The organism is Flavobacterium humidisoli, assembly GCF_023272795.1.
Lineage (GTDB): Bacteria > Bacteroidota > Bacteroidia > Flavobacteriales > Flavobacteriaceae > Flavobacterium > Flavobacterium humidisoli.
The window spans coordinates 412,397-435,123 of the sequence record NZ_CP096829.1; the positions used below are offsets into that span (position 1 = coordinate 412,397).

General features: G+C 32.9%; 15 protein-coding genes. 10 read left to right on the forward strand and 5 right to left on the reverse strand.

The features are described 5' to 3' along the window. Nucleotides 1-9 precede the first annotated feature (9 nt). Nucleotides 10-6,504: an alpha-2-macroglobulin family protein gene (locus M0M44_RS02050; protein ID WP_248728285.1), complete on the forward strand. Its 6,495-nt coding sequence runs from the start codon at nt 10-12 to the stop codon at nt 6,502-6,504. A gap of 188 nt (nt 6,505-6,692) precedes the next feature. On the opposite strand, the gene M0M44_RS02055 is transcribed toward M0M44_RS02050, so the two are convergent. Next, the gene (locus M0M44_RS02055) at nt 6,693-8,837 is read right to left on the reverse strand and encodes a S46 family peptidase (RefSeq protein ID WP_248728286.1); all 2,145 of its coding nucleotides are present in this window, start codon (nt 8,835-8,837) and stop codon (nt 6,693-6,695) included. A gap of 314 nt (nt 8,838-9,151) precedes the next feature. On the opposite strand from M0M44_RS02055, the gene M0M44_RS02060 reads away from it, so the two are divergent. Further along, nucleotides 9,152-9,682: an outer membrane beta-barrel protein gene (locus tag M0M44_RS02060; protein WP_248728287.1), complete on the forward strand. Its 531-nt coding sequence runs from the start codon at nt 9,152-9,154 to the stop codon at nt 9,680-9,682. A 107-nt stretch (nt 9,683-9,789) separates the two neighbouring features. On the opposite strand, the gene obgE is transcribed toward M0M44_RS02060, so the two are convergent. The 4 genes from obgE to hpt form a co-directional block, all read right to left on the reverse strand. Further along, nucleotides 9,790-10,791, reverse strand: a complete 1,002-nt coding sequence (gene obgE, locus M0M44_RS02065) for a GTPase ObgE (RefSeq protein ID WP_248728288.1) — start codon at nt 10,789-10,791, stop codon at nt 9,790-9,792. A 100-nt stretch (nt 10,792-10,891) separates the two neighbouring features. After that, on the reverse strand, nt 10,892-12,166 hold the full coding sequence (locus M0M44_RS02070) for a hemolysin family protein (RefSeq protein ID WP_420842754.1): 1,275 nt from the start codon (nt 12,164-12,166) through the stop codon (nt 10,892-10,894). 198 nt (nt 12,167-12,364) lie between these two features. Further along, complete coding sequence (locus M0M44_RS02075) at nt 12,365-12,937, reverse strand: adenylate kinase (RefSeq protein WP_057114947.1); 573 nt, start codon at nt 12,935-12,937, stop codon at nt 12,365-12,367. Between the two features lie 66 nt (nt 12,938-13,003). Further along, nucleotides 13,004-13,534 carry a hypoxanthine phosphoribosyltransferase gene (gene hpt, locus M0M44_RS02080; protein ID WP_244165420.1) on the reverse strand — a complete coding sequence of 177 codons (531 nt, stop codon included), beginning with the start codon at nt 13,532-13,534 and terminating at the stop codon, nt 13,004-13,006. 186 nt (nt 13,535-13,720) lie between these two features. Here hpt and M0M44_RS02085 point away from each other — a divergent pair, with 186 nt between their 5' ends. The 8 genes from M0M44_RS02085 (at nt 13,721) to M0M44_RS02120 (ending at nt 22,727) form a co-directional block, all read left to right on the forward strand. Then, nucleotides 13,721-14,995 (forward strand): PQQ-dependent sugar dehydrogenase, encoded by a 1,275-nt coding sequence (locus M0M44_RS02085; RefSeq protein ID WP_248728290.1) that lies wholly within the window; start codon nt 13,721-13,723, stop codon nt 14,993-14,995. A gap of 214 nt (nt 14,996-15,209) precedes the next feature. Further along, on the forward strand, nt 15,210-17,312 hold the full coding sequence (locus tag M0M44_RS02090) for a TonB-dependent receptor (RefSeq protein ID WP_248728291.1): 2,103 nt from the start codon (nt 15,210-15,212) through the stop codon (nt 17,310-17,312). Between the two features lie 24 nt (nt 17,313-17,336). After that, nucleotides 17,337-17,888, forward strand: a complete 552-nt coding sequence (locus tag M0M44_RS02095) for a hypothetical protein (protein ID WP_248728292.1) — start codon at nt 17,337-17,339, stop codon at nt 17,886-17,888. A gap of 222 nt (nt 17,889-18,110) precedes the next feature. Then, nucleotides 18,111-19,259: a 5-(carboxyamino)imidazole ribonucleotide synthase gene (locus tag M0M44_RS02100; protein ID WP_248728293.1), complete on the forward strand. Its 1,149-nt coding sequence runs from the start codon at nt 18,111-18,113 to the stop codon at nt 19,257-19,259. 70 nt (nt 19,260-19,329) lie between these two features. Further along, nucleotides 19,330-19,815 carry a 5-(carboxyamino)imidazole ribonucleotide mutase gene (gene purE / locus M0M44_RS02105; RefSeq protein WP_068843754.1) on the forward strand — a complete coding sequence of 162 codons (486 nt, stop codon included), beginning with the start codon at nt 19,330-19,332 and terminating at the stop codon, nt 19,813-19,815. 113 nt (nt 19,816-19,928) lie between these two features. Further along, nucleotides 19,929-21,956: a M3 family metallopeptidase gene (locus M0M44_RS02110; RefSeq protein WP_248728294.1), complete on the forward strand. Its 2,028-nt coding sequence runs from the start codon at nt 19,929-19,931 to the stop codon at nt 21,954-21,956. 31 nt (nt 21,957-21,987) lie between these two features. After that, nucleotides 21,988-22,569: an ATPase gene (locus M0M44_RS02115; RefSeq protein ID WP_248728295.1), complete on the forward strand. Its 582-nt coding sequence runs from the start codon at nt 21,988-21,990 to the stop codon at nt 22,567-22,569. After that, a complete protein-coding gene (locus tag M0M44_RS02120) occupies nt 22,566-22,727 on the forward strand; it encodes a hypothetical protein (protein WP_162789261.1) in 162 nt (53 codons plus the stop codon). Before M0M44_RS02115 ends, M0M44_RS02120 begins: the two co-directional genes overlap by 4 nt.

Genomic DNA, 22,727 nt, shown 5'->3' on the forward strand with positions numbered 1-22,727 from the left:
AACTATCTTATGAAAAATATATTATTTGTATTCTTATTGGTTTCTACAACCCTTCTTGGTCAGCAAAATGATAAAAAATGGAATAATGTTATTGCATTGGAAAACGAAGGAAAAATAAAATCTGCAAACGAAATCGTTGCTAAAATTTACAGAAAAACAATAAATCAGAAAGACGAAGTTGAGATGATAAGATGTTTTTTCTATGAATCTAAATATCTACAGGTTTTTGATCAAAATGCACAGACTAAAATTTTAAATAATCTCAAAACAGATATTAATCGTGTTTCTATTCCCTCGAAAGCCATTTTGAATTTGGTTTATGCTAAATGTTTAACCGATTATTACACTATCAACCGATATCAAATTGACAGAAGAACAAACACAACCATTTCAGATAATGACTTCTTAACTTGGACTGAAAACAATTTCACTTCACAAATCAATCTTGCTTTAAAAAACGCATTGGAAAATGAGGCTGTTTTAAAAACCACTCCTTTAACAAAATATGAAGCTATATTTGATTATCCTACGATAGAAAAATTCAAAACTCTTAATTTACTAGATTATGTAATTTCAGAAAACATTACAATTCAGTCACAAAAAATTCGTTCTTGGGAAATTAAAAAAGATGATTTTTTTGCTTTTAAAAAAGATCTTTTAGGAAATTCAAATGATTTTCTAAAACTAAATTTTGATTCTGTTTCTAACGAAAATCTTAAGGTGATTTTGAAACTTTATCAAAAACAAGAAATTAATAATCCTTCAGCAGATAACATCTGGCAAAGGATTCAATTCAGCAAAAATTATATTGTTGATATTGATGCAGATTATGTAAAAACTTTGACAGCACTTCAAAAACAAACAAATGACATAAGTCTTATTCAAAATATTCAACTCGAAAAAGCTTATTATTTATCTAAACACGCTTCAAAATATAATTATCCAGATTATAATATCAAAGCAATTGCTACTTTAGATAGTATCCTTAAAACAGAAAACAAATCCAATGCTTACAAACTGGCGCTTAAGAAGAAAGAAGATATTTTACGCAAATTTATAAATGTACAGCTTCAAAAATTCGTTTACAATAATGAAAATATGAGAGGTTTAATTCAATATCAAAATATTGAAAATCTTAAAATTTCATTCTTTAAAATCAATCAGGCACAAATTAATTTGGTTAAAGATTATCCGAAAGATACCATAATTGAAAATATAGTCAAAAAAATAAAACCCACAACTTCGCAAACCTATACACTTATAAATAAAAAAGATTACTATGAATATTCGACAGAAGTTTTGCTTCCGAAATTAGAAACAGGTTCTTATTTGGTATATTTTGAAAGTAATTCTGACGTAAAAGGCAAAAAAGCGACTGCTTTTGAAACTATAACTGTTTCTCAATTTATTGTTTTGTGTTCAAAAAACGAAAAGTTCGAAAATTATCAGGTTTTAGATCGAAAGACTGGAAAACCTTTAGAAAATGTAATAGTAAAAACTCCATTTTTTTCAGTGAAAACCAATAAAAATGGAAATGCTGAGTTGGATAAAGTAAAAGAAGGCCAAAATAAACTCATCTCTTTCTACACTGCAAATGACACACTTTCGTTAGATAAAAATTATATTTATTATAACGCCGAATATCTGGATAATGAAAATCCAAAAATTAGCGCTACAGTACAATTCTATCTTGACCGAGCTATTTATCGTCCGGGGCAAACAGTATATTATAAAGGAATTGCTGTACAGAGATTAAAAGGCAAAGTTTCTGTAGTTCCATACACCTCATTTAAAATTACTGTTGAAGATTCTAATCGAAATGATTTTAAAGAATTTGACGTCACTACAAATGAATTTGGATCTTTTTCTGGAGAATTTATTTTACCAAAAACAGGACTTACTGGTACTTTTACCATTAAAGCAGATGAACCAGATGAATATGAAAAAGACAAAGCTTATGATAAAACTAAAGAGAAACATCCATTTTGGGACAATGTTAACTTGTCTTACTCAGATTTACTTTTTAAAGTTGAAGAATATAAACGTCCGAAATTTGAAGTCAATTTTGAACCTAAAAAAGAGAGTTTCGAGCTTAACAAACTGGTAAAAGTAAACGGAACAGCAAAAGCTTTTGCAGGAAGCACTATTTCTGATTCGAAAGTAACTTATAGTGTTATCAGAAGTATAAATTATTTTAGAAATTACTATTCGCAAGAATCTATTAAAGTACTAAAAACAGGAGAAACGAAAACGGATGCATCAGGAAAATTTACGATTGATTTTACAGCACTTCCTTCGGAAAATGCTATAAAAGAAAAACTTCCAGTTTTTTCATATTTGATAAAAGTTTCTGTAACCGATATTAATGGCGAGACGCACGATGCTCAAACTACTATAAATGTGGGGTATCATGATTTAGAACTTAGTACTGCTGTTAAAGACGTACTATTAACCAAAAACAAAAATGATATCAAACTTTCGAGTACTAATTTAAATGGCGAATCGAAATCGGTTAAAGGAGAAATAAAGATTTATTTTCTTAATCCGATCTCTAAAAAATTCAAAACACGAGTTTTTTCTGAGCCCGATATAGAAGGGTTTTCAGATAAAGAATTTGAAAAACTGTTTCCTTACGAATCCAACGTAAAATTAAAAGATAAAACACCAGAAACTTTAGTATTTTCTAAAGAGATCAACACACAAACCGACAAAGAACTTCCTTTAGATTTTATTTCTAATTACCAATCTGGAAACTATAAAGTTGTCTTTTCAGCTCAAGATAGCTTTGGAAATTTAATTAAACACAGTTCAACTTTTAAAATTAAACAAAGCAAAGATAAATTTGATACAAGCAGGCTATTTACTGTTGCTCAAATAAATTCTGATGCCAGAAAAGATGGCTTTGCATTAATAAAATTAGTTTCCGTCATACCAGATTTATATGTTATAGGTATTGCTAATTTTGAAGGCAATATCTTTTCAGAAGAAACGTATCACATTGTAAATCATGAAACGGTAATTAAAATTCCAATTAAAAAAGAGTTCAAAGACATTGTTACAATTAATTTTGAAAGTGTTTTTGAAAATGAAAAATTTGATAGTAGCATTTCTGTGATCTTGAAATTAGAAAAACCAGAGTTAAAATTTGATGTAGGCACCTTTAGAAGTAAGTTACAACCAGGAAGCACCGAAAATTGGTCTTTTAAACTTACAGCAACAGCAACAAAAAAAGAAGCTGAAGTTTTGGCATCTATGTATGACACTTCTTTGGATCAATTTGCGACAAAAAATTGGGAAAAGTGGAATAGTGGAAGTATCGTACGTGGCACATCTAAATCCGTCTTAGGAAGTGAAAAAACGAGTACAATTCTCTCTAATTTAAATAGTGCATCTAAAAAAATAGAACTTAAAAATGAAAGCACCAAATTAATCTGGTTCGGATTTGACTTTAACAACACAAATTATAATACACTTTATCTTCAAAGAGAATATCAAAGACAATTAACAAAAAAAGTTAAAAAACCTTTAAACGCTAAATTGATTTCTGGTATTGTAACAGATTTGGCAAACATTCCAACTCCCGGTGTCAGCGTTAATGTTAAAGATACACAACGAACTACAGTAACCGATTTTGATGGATACTATGAAATTGAAGCGAAAGAAAATGAAGAACTTGTGTTCTCCTTAATTGGGTTTAAAAGCCAGTCTATAAAAGTTGCTCAAGACAAAACAATCAATTTCACACTAAAAGAAGAATCAAATAATTTACAAGAAGTTGTTGTTACTGCTAATGGCATAAAAAAAGAAAAAAAATCACTTGCTTATGCAACAACGCAAGTTACATCCCAATCTGAACTTGTTCAAGAAGACAATACGGTTTATAATACTGCCGGAAGTATAGAGACATTTGATGGCAAAGTTGCCGGTATAAGTGTAAGCGACTATAAAGTTATGATTAAAGGGAACGGTTCGATATCAGGCACAAATCCTCGAATGTATGTAGTTGACGGAATAATAGTAGCCAATGTAGAAAATGTAGACCCAAAAGATATTTTAGCAATCGATGTTTTAAAAAACGAAAAAGCAACTGCCCTCTACGGAAGCAAAGCGGCAAATGGAGTAATTATAATTACAACAAAGAAAGCACTAGAAGAATTAACCCAAGTAAAAGCGAGAAAAAATCTTTCTGAAACGGCATTCTTTTTTCCAAATTTAAAAACGGATTCTAAAGGAAAAGTAAGTTTCAATTTCACATCACCAGAAGCTTTAACGGCTTGGAAACTTCGCTTGTTAGCTCACAATAAAGATGCAGTTTCTGGTTATTTGGAGAAAAGTGTTATTACTCAAAAAGAATTAATGGTGTTGCCTAATTTTCCACGCTTTTTTAGAGAAAAAGACACTATTGTAATAAGTGCAAAAATTTCAAATGTTACTGCTGAAGCAAAAACTGGAATCGCAAGTTTACAGTTTTTTGATGCGGTAACAATGCAACCAATCGATGCCAAAATGCTGAATGCGAAAAATATCAAAAACTTTACAATTCCAGCTTACGGAAATACAACTACAAACTGGACCATAACAATTCCTGAAGGTTTACAAGGTATTCAATATAAAATCGTCGCAAAAGCGGGCAATTTTTCTGACGGAGAAGAAAACATTCTTCCTGTTCTGACCAATAATATTCTCGTGACAGAAAATATTCCGATTTGGGTACGCGAGAATTCAACAAAAGAATACACATTCGAAAACTTAAAGAACAATAATTCAACGACTTTAAAAAGCCATCAATTTACGTTGGAATATACTTCTAATCCAACTTGGATTGCCGTTCAATCTTTGCCTTACTTAATGGAATATGAACACGACTGTGCCGAACAGACTTTTGCAAGATATTATGCCAATGCTTTAGCTTCAGAAATCATTTCCAGTAATCCAAAGATTGCTGCGGTATTTGAAAATTGGAAAAAAAGCGGAAAACCGATTTCCAAATTAGAAGAAAATGAAGAACTGAAAGCATTGATTTTAGCCGAAACACCTTGGTTAAATGATGCGCAAAGTGAAGATGAAAAGAAAAAGAATATGGCTCTTTTATTCGATTTAGAAAAAATGAAAACTTCACAAGAAACTACTTTTGATAAGTTAAAGCAAAAACAAAAACCTTCTGGTGCTTTTGGCTGGTTTGACGGAAGTGATGAAAGCGAATATATTACTAGACATATTTTGGCTGGTTTAGGTCATTTAAAAAAACTAAGTAAAAACAATGTTTCTAAAATTGATGAAATTGCAAAAACTGGAATTCCATTTTTAGACGAGAAGTTTTTAGACTATCATAAAACAAGAACAAAAAATTTAAAAGCAACAGATAAATTAATCTGGATCAATCCATATTCTGATTTGCACTACTTGTATACCAGAAGTTTTTATTTAGAGAAATATCCCTTTTCTGATACTTTGAAAAAAGCAACAAAAGTATATCTGGAAACTGCAAAAAAAGATTGGCTAAATTATTCTATTTATGAAAAGGGTTTAGCTGCATTGACTTTAAATCGTTTTGGAGAAAAAGAAAGCGCTAAAAAAATAATTGAAAACCTAAAAGAAACATCATCAAACAATGAAGATTGGGGAATGTATTGGATTGCCAATAAATCGGGATGGTATTGGTATCAAGCTCCAATCGAAACTCAAGCATTATTGATTGAGGCTTTCGCCGAAATAACGAATGATACCAAATCTGTTGATGCTATGAAAGTTTGGTTATTAAAAAACAAACAAACCAAAAACTGGCCAACAACAAAATCAACAACCGAAGCAATTTATGCCTTATTAATACAGGGAACAGATTGGCTTTCAGTAAAAGATAATACTGTTATAAAATTGGGAGATGAAAAAATCATAACCAAAAAACTGGCAGAAAACGAAAAAGAAGCCGAAACAGGTTACATCAAACTAAACTGGCAGGCAAATGAAGTAAAGAAAGAAATGACAACTATCAAAATTCAAAACAAGTCTAATGTTCCTGCTTTTGGCGGCGCTTATTGGCAGTATTTTGAAGATTTAGATAAAATCAAAAATAATACTGGCGCAGTTTTATCAGTTTCTAAAGAATTGTATTTGAAAAAAAGCACTTTAAAAGGCGACGAATTACAAAGAATAACAACTAAAAATCCTTTAAAAATTGGAGATTTAGTTACAGTTCGATTAGTTATTACTTCAAAAGAAGACACCGAATACATTCATTTGAAAGATATGCGTGCTTCTTGTTTTGAACCGGTAAATGTTCTTTCGCAATATCAATATAAAGAGCGGTTAGGATATTACATGAGCACAAAAGATGCAGCAACACATTTCTTCTTTGATCAAATAACGAAAGGAACCTATGTTTTAGAATATGACATTCGAGTAAATAACAGCGGCGAATTCTCAAACGGAATTACTACAATTCAAAGCATGTATGTACCAGAATTTGCAAGTCACACAAAAGGAATTCGAGTAAAAGTGAATTAGAAATTCCAATTTTTAAATTCCAAATTCCAAGGAAAGTATATAATGTATCTTTTTGTCAGTCTGAGCGAAGTCGAAGACCCGTTCCAATTGGCAAGCCTTAGAATCTGCTCAGGACGCCATAGTGTACAATAATAAAAAACCCGACAGCTTAAAACTGTCGGGTTTAATTTTATATAAAGAAATGAAAATTATTTCACAATCGTCAATTCATCAATAATATTTTTAGCTCCAGCGTATTTGTCAATAATCCAAAGTACATAACGAATATCAACGTTGATCGTTCTTTGTAATTTAGGATCAAAGATAACGTCTCCAGCCATAGCTTCGATATTTCCATCAAAAGCAATTCCAATTAATTCTCCTTTTCCGTTAAGAACCGGCGAACCTGAATTTCCTCCAGTGATATCGTTATCAGTTAAGAAGTTTACTGGCATGTAACCTGCTTTGTCAGCATATTGTCCGAAATCTTTTTTCTTGTTCAATTCCAATAAACGAGCTGGCAAGTCAAATTCTTGATCTCCTGCTTTGTATTTTTTAACCATACTTTCCATTGTAGTATAGTTATTGATTTTTGCATCGTTACGAGGATCTGCAGGTAAAGCACGAACTTTTCCGTAAGTTAACCTCAACGTAGAGTTTGCATCAGGATATTTAATTGCATTCAATTTAGATTCTCTCAAACCTTCAACCAATTTACGGTAAGCAGTTGCAAAACCATCATCAGCTTTTGCTTGATCGTCTGTTTTAGAACGGTATTTTGTCAATAAATCATTAGAAATAATATACAACGGATCGTGTACAATTGCTAATGGCTTTGGATCAGCTAAAAATGCTAATACTTTTTCTTTATTTGTAAAATAACTAATCTCCGTTGCTTTTGCTACATCTGCAGTAAAGTCACCATTGTTAGCTGTTTTCATTTTTGCAATCTCTGAAGCAAGTCCATATTCAGCACCTTTTGAAGCGTACAAATTCAATTGGGCTGTCAAAATGTCTTTTTCTAATGGAGCATAAAACTCACCATAAATGCTTTCAACCATTGCATTGATTTTAGGAAGCATTTCTGCTTTCTTAGCATCATTTTCTTTGTAGTAAGCAATTAATGCATTTCCTAAATTAGCAGGTCCAGTTGCATAACTAGAAGTACGTAAAAGCTGCATCAAATAATTATCGTGACGTGCTTTTAAGTTTGTTTCTCTGTAATAATCGTTGATAGTCGGAATTACATTCTCGTACTTTTCTTTGTTTGCAGGTTTACTTGCCCACTCGTAGAATTTATCTTCTTGTTCTGCTTTTGTATCAACAGTTCCAGCTTTTGTTAAAGCATCGATCATACCTTGACGGTTTTTCCAGTAGTTTGCAGTCGAAGCATATTTAGAAGCATAGTCTAAACGAACAGTTGCATCTTTATCCATATACTTTTTCATTACGTCCATTCCGGTTTTTGCACCTTCAACCCAAGCAGGATAAGCATATTTAATATTTTGCTCAATTCCTCCAGCTGGCATCCAACGGTTTGTTCTTCCTGGATAACCCAAGATCATTGCAAAATCATTTTCTTTTACTCCTTTTAAACTTACAGGTAAATGATGTTTTGGTTGCAAAGGCACATTGTCTTTAGAATATGCAGCAGGATTTCCGTCTTTATCTGCATAAACTCTAAACATAGAGAAATCTCCAGTTTGACGAGGCCATTCCCAGTTGTCTGTATCTCCACCAAATTTACCAACACTTTCAGGAGGAGTTCCAACTAAACGTACATCTGTGTAATCTTGGTAAACAAAATAGTAATATTCATTTCCTTGAAAGAAAGGACGAACAGAAACAGTGTATTTTCCATTTTCGCTATTTTCTTTTTCAATTAAAGCGATTTCTTGCTGAATGATTTTGTTTCTTTCCGTTTCTGTCATAGTATCATTTACTTTAGACAAGATTCTTTTTGAGACATCATCCATACGAACAAAGAAACGAACGTATAAAGATTTAGGCTTTAGTTCTTCTGAACGATTTTTTGCCCAAAAACCATTTTTCAAATGATTTTGTTCTGCTGTTGAAAGTTCTGCAATCGCGCTATATCCACAGTGATGATTAGTCAATACCAATCCGCTGTTTGAAACGATTTCAGCAGTACATCCTCCATTGAATTGTACAATCGCATCTTTTAAGCTATGATTGTTGATACTGTAAATTTCTTCGGCTGTCAATTGCAAGCCCATTTTTTCCATATCCCTATGGTTCAATCTTTCGATAAACATCAAAAACCACATTCCTTCATCGGCTCTCATTGGGAAAGCCATAAGGCACATGGTCAAGAATAAAATTACTTTTTTCATGTTATTTTGTTTAAGTGATGCGAATATAACTCATTTTCGCAAAAAAAATGAGCTAAACAATCATAAACTAAACATAACAAACAAAACAAAAAGGCGATTTTGCGAAATTCACAATTTTAGTAAAACAAGAATAACCTTTAAATTTTGAAAGTTACTTCACAAAAAATTATAAAAATGTCAGATAAAACAATTTTAATCTTTAATTAAAATCATTATTTATAAAAATAAACTTTCAAATTTAAAATTACATCTTAATTTTTTTCTTACAAATTGTTTTCTACTACATTTGCCATCCAAATAAAAATTAAATTAAAATGAAAAAATTGTTAGTAGCAGTTGTAATTTTATTTACAACTATCGCAAGTGCACAGAAAAACTCTATCCTATTAGGCGGAAATGTTGGATTCTCCTCTGAGAAAATTGGAGAATCAAAACTTGAAAATTTTGAATTTTCTCCAAAAGTTGGATATCAGTTTGCTGACCAATGGACAGCTGGAGTTGAAGGTTCTATTGTGAACGTAAAAACAAAAGGAACTGATACAACTGAAAAATATAAAATTGGAGGTTTTGTACGTTATACTGTACCGCTTTCAGATGTGTTTTCTGTCTTTGGTGATTTAGGTGCTGGATACCAATCTACCAATGTTAATGATGCAAAAGGAATGTATGTAAGTCTTACTCCAGCTTTATTCATTAATATGAAAAGAGGATTTGGTTTAAATTTCTCTATTGGAGGAATCAATTACGATAATCTTGATGGAAAAAATGATCCAAGACAAGAACGTTTTGGTTTTAACTTTGGAAAGACTTTAAACATCGGAATATCTAAAAACTTTGGATTGTAATTAGACAAGATCTAGCCATCTTAATTCTTTTTTGTTTTTTCGTGCAAAAAAGTAAAAACCCGACAATAACTCGTATTGTCGGGTTTTATATTTTTAGTAAAGTACTTTTACTCGTTAAGCATTTTCCAAAGTCTATCTTTCAGATCTGTTAAACCTTGCTGGGCAACAGACGAAATAAACATATAAGGAACTCCGTTGAACGAAACATCTAATTCTGCTTTCAGCTCTGCTTTTAATTCGTCATCCAACATATCGCATTTTGAAATAACAACAAGACGTTCTTTATCCAGCATTTCAGGATTGTATTTCGTTAATTCATTAACCAAAATATCATATTCTGCTTTGATATCAGCGGTATCAACTGGAATTAAAAATAATAACGTCGAGTTACGCTCAATATGACGCAAGAAATAATGTCCTAAACCTTTTCCTTCGGCAGCACCTTCAATAATTCCAGGAATATCGGCAATTACAAAAGATTGAAAATCTCTATATGCTACAATTCCTAAATTTGGTTTTAATGTTGTAAAAGGATAATCTGCAATTTTTGGTTTTGCTGAAGTTAATACAGACAATAAAGTAGATTTTCCAGCATTTGGAAAACCAACCAAACCAACATCGGCCAAAACTTTAAGTTCAAGAATAACATCCATTTCTATCCCAAGCAAACCTGGCTGTGCGTAACGAGGTGTTTGGTTTGTAGAACTTCTAAAATGCCAGTTCCCTAAACCTCCCTTTCCTCCTCTTGCAAGAATCTGTTTTTCTCCGTGCTCCGTAATTTCAAAAAGTGTCTCTCCAGTTTCCTTGTCTTTTACAACAGTTCCTAATGGCACTTCAATGATTTTATCTTCTCCATCTGCACCCGTACTGCGATCGCCACCCCCATCTCCACCGTGACCAGCTTTAATGTGACGTGCAAACTTTAAATGAAATAATGTCCAGAGTCCTTTATTTCCAACTAAATACACATGTCCTCCACGGCCTCCATCTCCTCCGTCGGGACCTCCTTTTTCAATAAATTTCTCTCTATGTAAATGCGTAGATCCTTTTCCTCCTTTTCCGGAAGAAACATATATCTTAACGTAGTCTACAAAATTTCCTTCTGTCATTTTCTTTGTTTATGTAAAGTTTCAAGTTTCAGCTTTCAGCTTTCAGGTTATGCATTACGCAACTTGAAACTTAAAACCTGAAACTTAAAACAAATTTTCTCTACTCTTTCAATGCTCTCACAAGCACTTTGTCAATCTTAACTCCGTCCATATCGATTACTTCTAAGACGAATTTCTGCCAAACTAATTTTTCGCCTTCTTTTGGAATATGAGAAAGCTCAGTCATAATCATTCCGCTTACAGTGTTTACTTCGTAATCGTTTGTTAGTTCGTCTAACTCGAAATAAGTTAAGAAATCGTGTAACGAATAATGTCCGTCAACCAGCCATGAACCGTCTTCTCTTTCTATAAGCTGGAATTCATCTTTATAAAACTCAGATGCATCTCCAACTAAAGCTTCTAGAATATCATTCAAAGTAATTAAACCTTGAAAAACACCATATTCATCAGAAACTAAAGCGTAATGAACTCCCGTTTTCTTGAAATTTTCTAAAGCTTTATAGGCTGTTGTTTGCTCCATTAAATAAGGTGCATCAGAAACTATTCCTGACAAATCAAAATTATCGTTTTCGATGTTAGCAAAAATATTTTTAAGCGTTACAACTCCAACAATATCATCATAATTATCGTTGTAAACTGGATAAACAGTGTGCAGATCCTGAACTACCAATTCTTTGATCTTTTCTCTGTCTGCTTTTAATGGAAGCATATCAACAGATTTTCTGTGCGTCATTAACGAACTTACTTTTCTATCTCCGATATGGAAAACACGCTCCACAATATCTTGCTCTATTTCCTGAACCTCTCCTACTTCTGTACCTTCTTTAATAATGGCTTTAATTTCTTCTTCTGTAACTTTTCCGTCAGCAGTTGGCTTTATCTGAAAAACATTCAGCAAAAAATCTGTTGATGAAGTTAAAAGCCAAATAAATGGCGCCGTAATAATCGAAACCACTTTCATTGGCATTGCAACCATTTTAGCAATAGCTTCCGGATAATTTAATCCGATTCGTTTTGGAAGTAATTCTCCCAAAACCAATGAGAAAAAAGTTAAAACTACCACTACAATTCCAACTGCAATTGAATGTGCATAAGGTTTAAGAGCTACAAAACCTGCCACAAAAAGCTCTACATCGGCAGTGATTTTGTCACCAGAATAAATACCCGTCAAAATTCCGATTAAGGTAATTCCGATTTGTACAGTAGATAAAAATTTATTTGGGGAATTGGCTAAATCGAGTGCCGTTTTAGCACTTTTGTTGCCTTTTTTCGCTGCTGTTTCAAGCCTGTTTTTACGGGCCGAAATCAAGGCGATTTCAGACATGGAGAAAACTCCGTTTAATAGAATTAGAAAAAATATAATTAGTATTTCCAATTGATAGGGGATTCGTTAAAAAATGGTCTCGTTAAATGCAATTTGTGTTCAATTTATTAAGGCTGTCAATTAAAAAACTAATTTTTCTAACCCAAAAACATTGATTGTCAAAAACATTTGAAAAGCTCGTTTTAGAGTTAGAAAAATAGTTTTTTTGAGCCCGATAATTATCGGGGTAACGTACAGCTTAAAAAGCTTCTACAAATTATCTATAACTGACGTTAAGCGCTCTGTAATTTGTTCAATAGTTCCGATACCGTCTACGGCATGAAATTTATTTTGTTCTTTGTAATATCCAATAAGCGGAGCTGTTTTCTCATTATATTCTTGATATCTTACACGAATTTTTTCTTCGTCTTGATCATCAGCTCTTCCGCTTGTTTTTCCTCTTTCTAATAAACGTGCTACCAAAATCTCATCATCAGCTTCTAAAGCGATTGTTGCTGTTACGCTTGACCCGATTGTTGGTAAAAATTTATCTAAAGCTTCTGCCTGATTGATTGTTCTTGGATAACCGTCAAACAAAAATCCTGCAGTATCTGGATGTTTTTTAACCTCATCAATTAACATTGCAGTTGTTACTTCGCAAGGAACTAATTCTCCATTGTCCATAAAAACTCTTGCTTTTTTTCCTAGTTCAGTATCATTTTTTAAATTGAAACGAAAAATATCTCCTGTTGAAAGGTGTGTTAAATTATATTTTTCTTTTAAAAATTCTGCCTGAGTTCCTTTTCCTGCACCAGGCTTTCCAAATAAAACGATGTTAATCATAATTGAAATGAGTGTTGTTACTTCTGTCTTTCAGAAGTCTTTAAATGAATATTTAGTTGTGTTTTGTTATTCTGCTAATTTGTAAACTTCAGTTAGGTTTCTTCCAAGACCATCGTAGTCTAAACCGTAACCTACAATAAATTTATTCGGAATTCTAATTCCGATATAATCTATTTTTATATCTTTTTTATACGCTTCTGGTTTAAAAAACAATGTCGCAATTTTAAAATGCTTTACATTCTGCGCTTTAAACAAATGCTTTAATTCTTCGATTGTGTTTCCAGTATCAATAATATCTTCGATAATAATTACCGTTCTTCCAGATAAATCTTGATTAATTCCAATTAGTTCTTTAACCGAATTTGTTGTTTCAGTTCCTTCATACGATGCCATTTTGATAAACGAAACCTCGCACGGTTTTTTATATTTTTTCAAAAAATCTGACACTACCATAAAAGCGCCATTCAAAACTCCAATAAAAATTGGCGTATCATCTCCAAAATCATCTTCGACCTGAGCCACTATTTTAGTCAAAGCAAAATCAATTTCTTTAGCCGAAATAAACGGAACAAATTGTTTATCGTGAAGTTGTATCATTATTTTTCATTTTAAAATAATGGACAAAGATAAAGAATTAGAACTTAACTGCTTCTATCAAAATAGACTGTATCGAGATATTTTTTAAGAATGTTAAATATCAGTTAATGTTTACAAATTATTTTTTGAGACTATTCGAATTTTAAGTAAATTGTTGTCCTATAATTATTTAACTCCAAAAAACCAATGAAAAAATCCTTAACCTTATTTTCAATCCCATTATTAGCCTTAATGACTGCCTGCAATGGGCAAGTAAAAAAAGAAGAAAAAGAAGCTTTGGCGAAACAGCCGGGCAATGTTGTAAAAACCGCTATTGGAGATATTAAGCTTCCTCCGCCTTACGCAACCGAATCTAAAACCAACAATAGTAAAGTGGTTGGCTGGCCTACTGGCAAAACTCCAAAAGCTCCTGAAGGTTTTACCGTAACCAAATTTGCTGACGGATTTGAGAATCCGCGTTGGACTTATATTGCGCCAAACCAAGATATTTTTGTGGTCGAAAGCGGAACTCGTACCAGCAAAAATCAAATTACAGTTTTAAGAGATAAAGACAAAGATGGAAAATTTGAAACGAGAGAAGTTTTTATTTCTGGACTAAACAAACCTTTCGGAATGCTGGTTCTTAAAGACTTTTTCTACATTGCCAATACCGACGGATTATACCGTTATCCTTATAAAAACAATCCACTTAAGTTAGAAACTAAAGGCGAAAAAATCCTTGAACTTCCTGCAGGAGGTTACAACAATCACTGGACTAGAAATTTATTGGCAGGTCCCGACGGAAACAAAATTTACGTTTCTGTAGGTTCTGGCAGTAATGTTGGCGAAAACGGAATGGACAAAGAAGTGCGTCGTGCAGCGATTTTAGAAATTAATCCTGACGGAACTGGAGAAAAAATCTTCGCTTCGGGTCTTAGAAATCCAGTGGGAATGGACTGGAATCCTGCCAACAAAGAACTGTGGACAGCTGTAAATGAACGCGACGAATTGGGCGACGACTTAGTTCCAGATTATATTACAAGCGTAAAAAAAGATGGTTTCTACGGATGGCCGTATTCTTATTTTGGAAGTATTCCTGATCCAAGATTGAAAGGTGAAAGAAAAGATTTGGTTGAAAAAGCTATTGTCCCTGATGTTCCTGTAGGTTCTCATACTGCTTCTTTAGGGTTGGCTTTTTATACTAAAGATGCTTTTCCTGCAAAATATAAAAACGGCGCTTTTGTAGGTCAGCATGGTTCTTGGAACCGCTCTAAAATTTCTGGCTATAAAGTCCTTTTTGTTCCTTTTAAAGATGGAAAACCTTCAGGAAAACCAGAAGATTTTTTAACCGGATTTACTTCTGATGAAAACAAAGCAGAAGTTTACGGACGTCCAGTTGCTGTAACAGTTATGAATGACGGATCGCTTTTGGTAAATGACGACAGTAGTAATACTATTTGGAAGGTTACAGCGAAGAAATAAAAAAACTAAATTCCAAACTAAAAATTCCAAATTCCAACTATAAAAAGATTTTAAACACATAGAGACATAGATTTTTGTTTAAAAAGAAGTTACTATAATAATTGAAACGCCTTTTTTGCCTCAATCAATGCTGTGTTTCTATGTGTTAAAATAAATCCCAATACTAATCTGTTCAGATTAAATTCCAAACTCCAAGAATTGCTACATAAAATATATGTTTTTAAAAAAATACTATTTTCTAATTATTGTTTTTTCGATTTTACAAAATCTCATTGCACAAGAAAAAGAAGTCCAAAATATTGATTCTGTCAAAACTCAAAAACTGAACGAAGTTTTAATAAGTCCGCTTCATATCAATCGTGATTTACAGAATAGTCCCGCATCGATTGGCATTTTATCCGAAAAAGAATTACTTCGAAATAACACTACAGACATTAGCAATGTCATTAATACAATTCCTGGCGTTTTTATGCAATCGTCAAATATCACGACAACCCGAATTTCGATTCGCGGAATCGGTGCGAGAACTCCTTACGGGACGAATAAAATCAGAGCTTTTTACGGAAGCATTTCGCTGACATCTGGAAACAGCGAAACGGTAATTGACGATATTGATCTTCAAAACATCAATCAACTTGAAGTTATAAAAGGACCGCTTTCGAGTATTTATGGAGCGGGTTTGGGTGGCGCGATTTTAATTTCTCCTCAAACATTAAAAAAAGGCGAATATCAAGCCGAAATGAGTTCTGTTTTTGGTTCTTTTGGATTACTGAAAAACAGAGTCAGTTTTGATTTGAATGAAAAAAGCTCTTCTTTAAGTCTGAATTATCACAATTTAAAAACAGATGGCTGGCGCGAAAACAGCGCTTATAATCGCGAAGGAATTACACTTTCTGGAGAATTATTCCGAAAGAAAAACAGCAAACTGACTTACTTTTCGAATTATACTTATTTGAAAGCTTATATTCCAAGTTCCATAAACAAAACGGCTTTCGACAATAATCCGCAATCAGGCGCACCCACGTGGGTCGCTTCAAAAGGTTTTAAAGAATATAAATCGACTCTTGGCGGATTGGCTTATGATTTCAAAATAAACGACCACCTCAACAATTCGACTTCTGTTTTTATTAATTATAAAGACAGCAACGAACCACGTCCTTTTGATATTTTACGCCAATATACTTTTGCATCAGGCTTGAGAACTCAATTTTCAGGAGATTTTACAATCGGAAAAATCAACAATCAATTTATCGGCGGAATTGAATATTTCAGAGATAATTATAGCGGAAATACTTTCGAAAATCTCTATCAGCAAAATAATGGAAATGGAAGTTTGCAAGGCGATCAACTTACAGCAATTGATCAAAAAAGAGATTTTTACAATATCTTTTCTCAAATTCGAACTTTACTTTCTGATCGATTTGAAATTCAAGCAGGATTAAATTACAACAAAACCAAATTTGAACTTCTGAATGATTTTCCCGCTTCCGCGAATAATCCGAAGGAAAAATATAGTTATGACGGGATTTTTTCGCCACAACTTTCTTTTTTGTACAAACCGAATGAAGTTCGAACTTTTTACTTTTCTGTAAGCCGAGGATTTTCTCTTCCTGCAACCGAAGAAACTTTAACCTCAACAGGAAACATTAATCCAGACATTAAACCCGAAACAGGTTATAATTTTGAATTGGGCGGAAAATTGCATTTCTTCAACAAAAAACTTTATACACAAATTGCCATTTACCGAATGGAAATTAAAGATTTATTGGTTGCGAAAAGAATTGGTGACGATCAATACGAAGGCGTAAATGCTGGAAAAACTTTTCATGAAGGAATCGAAATTTCATTAAACCACAATTGGCCAATCAATCAAACTTTTAATTTAAATTCTTATGTTGGAACTTCAATCGGAAATTATGAATTCAAAGAATTTGTCGACAACGGAAATGATTATTCTGGAAACAAATTAACTGGAGTTCCCGCAAATACAGCAAGCGCTGGTTTTATTCTAAACACAAATTCAGGGTTTTATCTTTCAGCCGATTTTCAGTTCACAGATAAAATCCCAATGAATGATTCAAATGCCAATTTTTCAGATTCTTATTCTCTTTTGAATTTAAAAACTGGTTATCAATTCGAAATTCTATCGGGTTTAAAAGCACATTTTGATGCTGGCGTAAATAACATAACAAATGAAAAGTACGCTTCGATGATTCTTACCAACGCAACTGCAGTAGGAAATGCACAGCCAAGATTTTATTACCCAGGCTTACCAATAAATTATTACGGAATTATCTCATTAAATTACTTATTTTAGCCTTGTATTAAATACCAAAAAACGATGCCGTCTGAATTGCAAAAAAAATTGGATTACGTAAATGCTTATAGAGAAAACCGTCTCAAGGCAGCGCAAGATGTTTTAGAAAACCATTCACTTTATAAAGAATTGGTTTCGATTTGCTTTTCTCCCCAAGACAAAAACAATCATAAAGCCTGCTGGATTTTGGAATTTGTTTCTTATGAAGAATTAAATTGGCTTCAGCCTCATCTCGATTTTTTCTGTTCCAACTTGAAAGTTTTAAAAGATGAAAGTTCGCTTCGCCCAATTGCAAAAGTGGTACAGCTTCTTATAAAATCACATTACAAGAAAAATGAAAACTGCATTAAACTTTCTGAAGAAAATCTACAAGACTGTATTGAAGCAAGTTTTGACTGGCTAATAAGTGATGTTAAAGTCGCAACAAAAGCCTATTCCATTAGAACTTTATACATTCTAGGAAATCATTACGATTGGATTCATCCTGAACTAAAAGTGATTATTGACAAAGATTTCGGAGATCATTCTGCTGCTTATAAAGCCGTCGCAAAAGAAGTTTTGAAAAAAATAAAATAGGTTTAGCCACAGATTAAAAGGATTAGAATGATTTATACTTTCTTTTTTTTCGCCACAAATTACACGAATTAGCACAAATTTTTCACGCAATGCAATTCGTATAAATTCGTGTAATCCGTGGCAACTTAAAAAATTCATTTTTAATCCTTTTAATCTGTTGCAAAAACTAAATTTTGGCTAAAAAAAGATTAAAAGGTATCTTTGCAAAAACAACAACACAAAATGAATTATTTTTCTTCTGATTTTAAATTGGGAATATTAGGTGGCGGACAATTGGGTAAAATGCTTTTGTTCGATACCCGAAAATTTGATATACAAACTTACGTTCTAGATCCGAGTGACGAAGCGCCTAGTAAAATCGCTTGCAACAAATTCTTTCAAGGCGATCTAATGGATTATGAAACCGTTTACAACTTCGGGAAAAAAGTTGATGTTTTGACTTTCGAAATCGAATTGGTCAATCTTGAAGCTTTAACGCAATTAGAAAACGAAGGATTAAAAATATATCCATCTCCAAAAACTTTAAAAGGAATTCAGAATAAAGGTGTTCAAAAAGATTTTTACGCTAAAAATAATATCCCAACTGCACCATTTGAAAGATTCGAAAATTTAGATCAACTAAAATCTAAAATCAACGATTTACAATTACCATTTGTATGGAAATGCACTGAATTTGGTTATGACGGAAATGGCGTGAAAATAGTTCGCCAAGCTTCAGATTTAGATACGCTTCCAAATGTAGAATGCATTGCAGAAACTATGGTTCCGTTCAAAAATGAATTGGCAGTGATCGTAGTAAGAAATATATCAGGAGAAATGAAAACTTACCCTGTTGTAGAAATGGAATTTCACCCAGAAGCAAACCAGGTTGAATACGTAATCTGCCCAGCAAGAATCGATGATAAAGTAGCTGAAAAAGCAAGAGCAGTTGCCTTAAAGGTTTCAGAAAATTTTAATCATGTTGGCCTTTTAGCAGTTGAAATGTTCCAAACTCAGGACGATGAAATTTTGGTAAACGAAGTTGCTCCTCGCCCACACAATTCTGGACATTATTCTATTGAAGCGAGTTATACTTCACAATTCGAAAATCATTTACGCGCTATTTTAGATCTTCCTTTAGGAAATACTGACAGTAAAGTTGCCGGAGTTATGGTAAATTTAGTAGGTGCCGAAGGATTTTCTGGAGATGTAGTTTATGAAAATATCGAAACCATTTTAGGATGGAACGGTGTTACTCCTCATATTTACGGTAAAAAACAAACGCGTCCTTTCAGAAAAATGGGCCACGTTACGATTGTAAATGAAAATATGCAAGAAGCCAGACGAATTGCTGAGGAAGTTAAGAATACTATTAGAGTAATTTCTCAATAGTTTGAAGTAACAGTTTTAAGTTTCCGAAAACTTGAAACTTTAAACCTTAAACAAAATAAACAAAACACACATGAGCAAAGTAGCCATTATAATGGGAAGCATCTCAGACATGCCAGTTATGCAAGATGCAATCGACATATTAAAACAATTTAATGTAGAAGTTGAAGTTGATATCGTTTCGGCACACAGAACGCCGGAGAAGTTATTCGATTTCAGCAAAAATGCACATACCCGTGGAATTTCGGTAATTATTGCCGGAGCTGGAGGAGCTGCTCATTTACCAGGAATGGTAGCTTCAATGTCTCCACTTCCTGTAATTGGAGTTCCTGTAAAATCAAGCAATTCAATTGATGGATGGGATTCCGTTCTATCTATTCTTCAAATGCCAGGCGGAGTTCCTGTTGCAACTGTTGCATTAAACGGAGCAAAAAATGCTGGAATCTTAGCAGCACAAATCATCGGAAGCCATGATAAAAAAGTTTTAGATACTATTATTTCTTATAAAGAAGAATTGAAAGCGGCAGTTAATAAAGCTGCTGAAGGTCTTAATAAATAAGTTAATTCCACAGAGATTCACAAAACAAACACAAAGCTTCGCAAAGAGTAATTTAAAAAACTTTGCGAAGCTCTGTGTCTTCTTAGCGAACCTTTGCGTAACACAACAACACTATGAGCGTATTAACACAATATTTCAACACCAAACATAACACTGCACCTTTTTCGAAGATTAAAATCGAAGACTACGTTCCAGCTTTTCAAGAAGGAATTGCTTTGGCTAAAGCCGAAATCGATGCAATCGTAAATAATCCTGACGCGCCGACTTTTGAAAACACAATTGTAGCAATGGATTTTTCAGGCGATATTTTAGATCGTCTTTCTAGTATTTTCTTCAATTTGAATTCGGCTGAAACTAATGACGAAATGCAGAAAATTGCCCAGGAAGTTTCACCTCTGCTTTCAGAATTCGGAAATGACATTCGCTTAAATGCCGATTTGTTTACGAGAGTAAAAACGGTTTACGATCAAAAAGATAGTTTGAACCTCAACCCAGAGCAAACAACTTTATTAGACAAAAAATATAAAAGTTTTTCAAGAAACGGTGCCAATTTACCGGAAGACAAGAAAAATCAGTTAAGAGAAATTGACAAAGAACTATCTAAGTTGAGTCTGCAATTTGGAGAAAATGTTTTGGCGGAAACGAATGCTTTCGAATTACATTTAACTGACGAAAAAGATTTGTCAGGTTTGCCAGAAGGAACAATCGAAGCTGCTAGATTATTAGCCAAAAATCAGGAAAAAGAAGGCTGGATTTTCACTTTAGATCATCCAAGTTATGTTCCGTTTTTGACTTATGCTGACAATCGTGAATTGCGTAAAAAAATGGCAATTGCTTTTGGTGCAAAAGCATTTCAAAATAACGAATTCGATAATCAGGAAAACGTTTTGAAAATTGCGAAATTACGTTTTGAAAGAGCCAATTTATTAGGTTATAAAACGCACGCACATTTTGTTCTGGAAGAAAGAATGGCCGAAAGTCCGGAAAAAGTTTTCTCTTTCTTAAATGATTTATTGGCAAAAGCAAAACCGGCAGCTCAAAAAGAGTTTGCAGAATTAGCCGCTTTCGCGAAAGAACTGGACGGAATCGAACAATTAGAAAAATGGGACGGCGCTTATTATTCTGAAAAATTAAAACAACAGCTTTTTAATTTAGATGATGAAAAACTGAAACCCTATTTTCAATTAGAAAAAGTTTTAGACGGTGCCTTTACTGTTGCCAAAAAATTATACGGTTTAACTTTTACTGAGGTTTTTGATATTGATAAATACCACGAAGAAGTTACAACTTATGAAGTAAAAGATGCTAACGGAAATTTAGTTTCTATTTTCTATGCTGATTTCTTCCCAAGAAAAGGAAAAAGAAACGGTGCTTGGATGACTTCATTCAAATCACAATATGTAAAAGACGGTGTAAACGAAAGACCACACATTTCGAATGTTTGCAATTTTACAAAACCAACAGAAACAAAACCTTCGTTATTGACTTTTAATGAAGTAACAACTTTATTCCACGAATTCGGTCACGGTTTACACGGAATGTTGGCTGATACAGTTTATCCAAGTTTATCCGGAACTTCTGTTTACTGGGATTTCGTAGAATTACCAAGTCAGATTATGGAAAACTGGTGTTATGAACCTGAAGCTTTGGCTTTGTTTGCAAATCATTATGAAACGGGAGAAATTATTCCGATTGAATATGTTCAGAAAATTAAAGAAAGTGCAAGTTTCCAAGAAGGTTTGGCAACGTTACGCCAATTAAGTTTCGGACTTTTAGACATGGCTTGGCACGGACAAGATCCAACCAATATTACAGACTTAAAAGCTTTTGAAACTGAACAATTTGCCAATACACAATTGTATCCAGATGTAAAAGAAAATGCGATGAGTACAGCTTTTTCGCATATTTTTCAAGGCGGTTATTCTTCTGGATATTACAGTTACAAATGGGCAGAAGTTCTAGACGCTGATGCTTTTGAATATTTCCAGGAAAAAGGGATCTTCAACGAAGAAGTAGCGAAAAAATTCAAAGACAATGTGCTTTCAAAAGGAGGAACAGAACATCCAATGACTTTGTACAAACGTTTTAGAGGTCAGGAACCAAAAGCGGAAGCTTTATTGAAGAGAGCAGGATTGGTTTAATATTTAATATCTTTGTGTATTATTTAAAATATTGAAAGAAAAAAATCTATATATAATTGCGGGTTGTAATGGAGCTGGAAAAACAACTGCTTCATATTCAATACTGCCTGAAATTTTAAACTGTAAAGAATTTGTAAATGCTGATGAAATCGCAAAAGGTTTATCACCATTTCAACCTGAAACAGTAAGTTTTGAAGCTGGAAGAATAATGCTTAATCGAATAGATGAGCTATTACAAAAAGAAGTCGACTTTGCTTTTGAGACAACTCTTTCTGCAAAAAGCTATATTTCTATTGTAAAAAAAGCACAAAGTCAAGGTTATTTTGTAACATTAATTTTCTTTTGGCTCAACTCTATTGAATTAGCAAAACAAAGAGTTAAAGTAAGAGTAATGGAAGGTGGTCATAATATCCCCGAAGATGTAATAGAACGAAGATACATTCGTGGTATTAAAAATTTCTTTGAAATTTATCTTCACAAGTGCGACAATGTAATGTTGTTTGACAACTCAAATAAATTACCAATACTTGTTGCCGAAAAAGAGATTAACGAAGAGATTCAAATTACCAATGAAAATTTATTTGATGAAATAAAAACTTTTTTAAAGATATGACAAAAGATAAAATCAAAGAATTACAGCATAAAATTGTTGAAGGTCTAAAAGTTTCTTCAAAAAAAATGATTGAAAACAAAAAGAAAACTAATGGAAAAATTGTGGTTTTTGCAGATGGAAAAATCCAAACAATAAACGCAGTTGACATTAAAGATTAA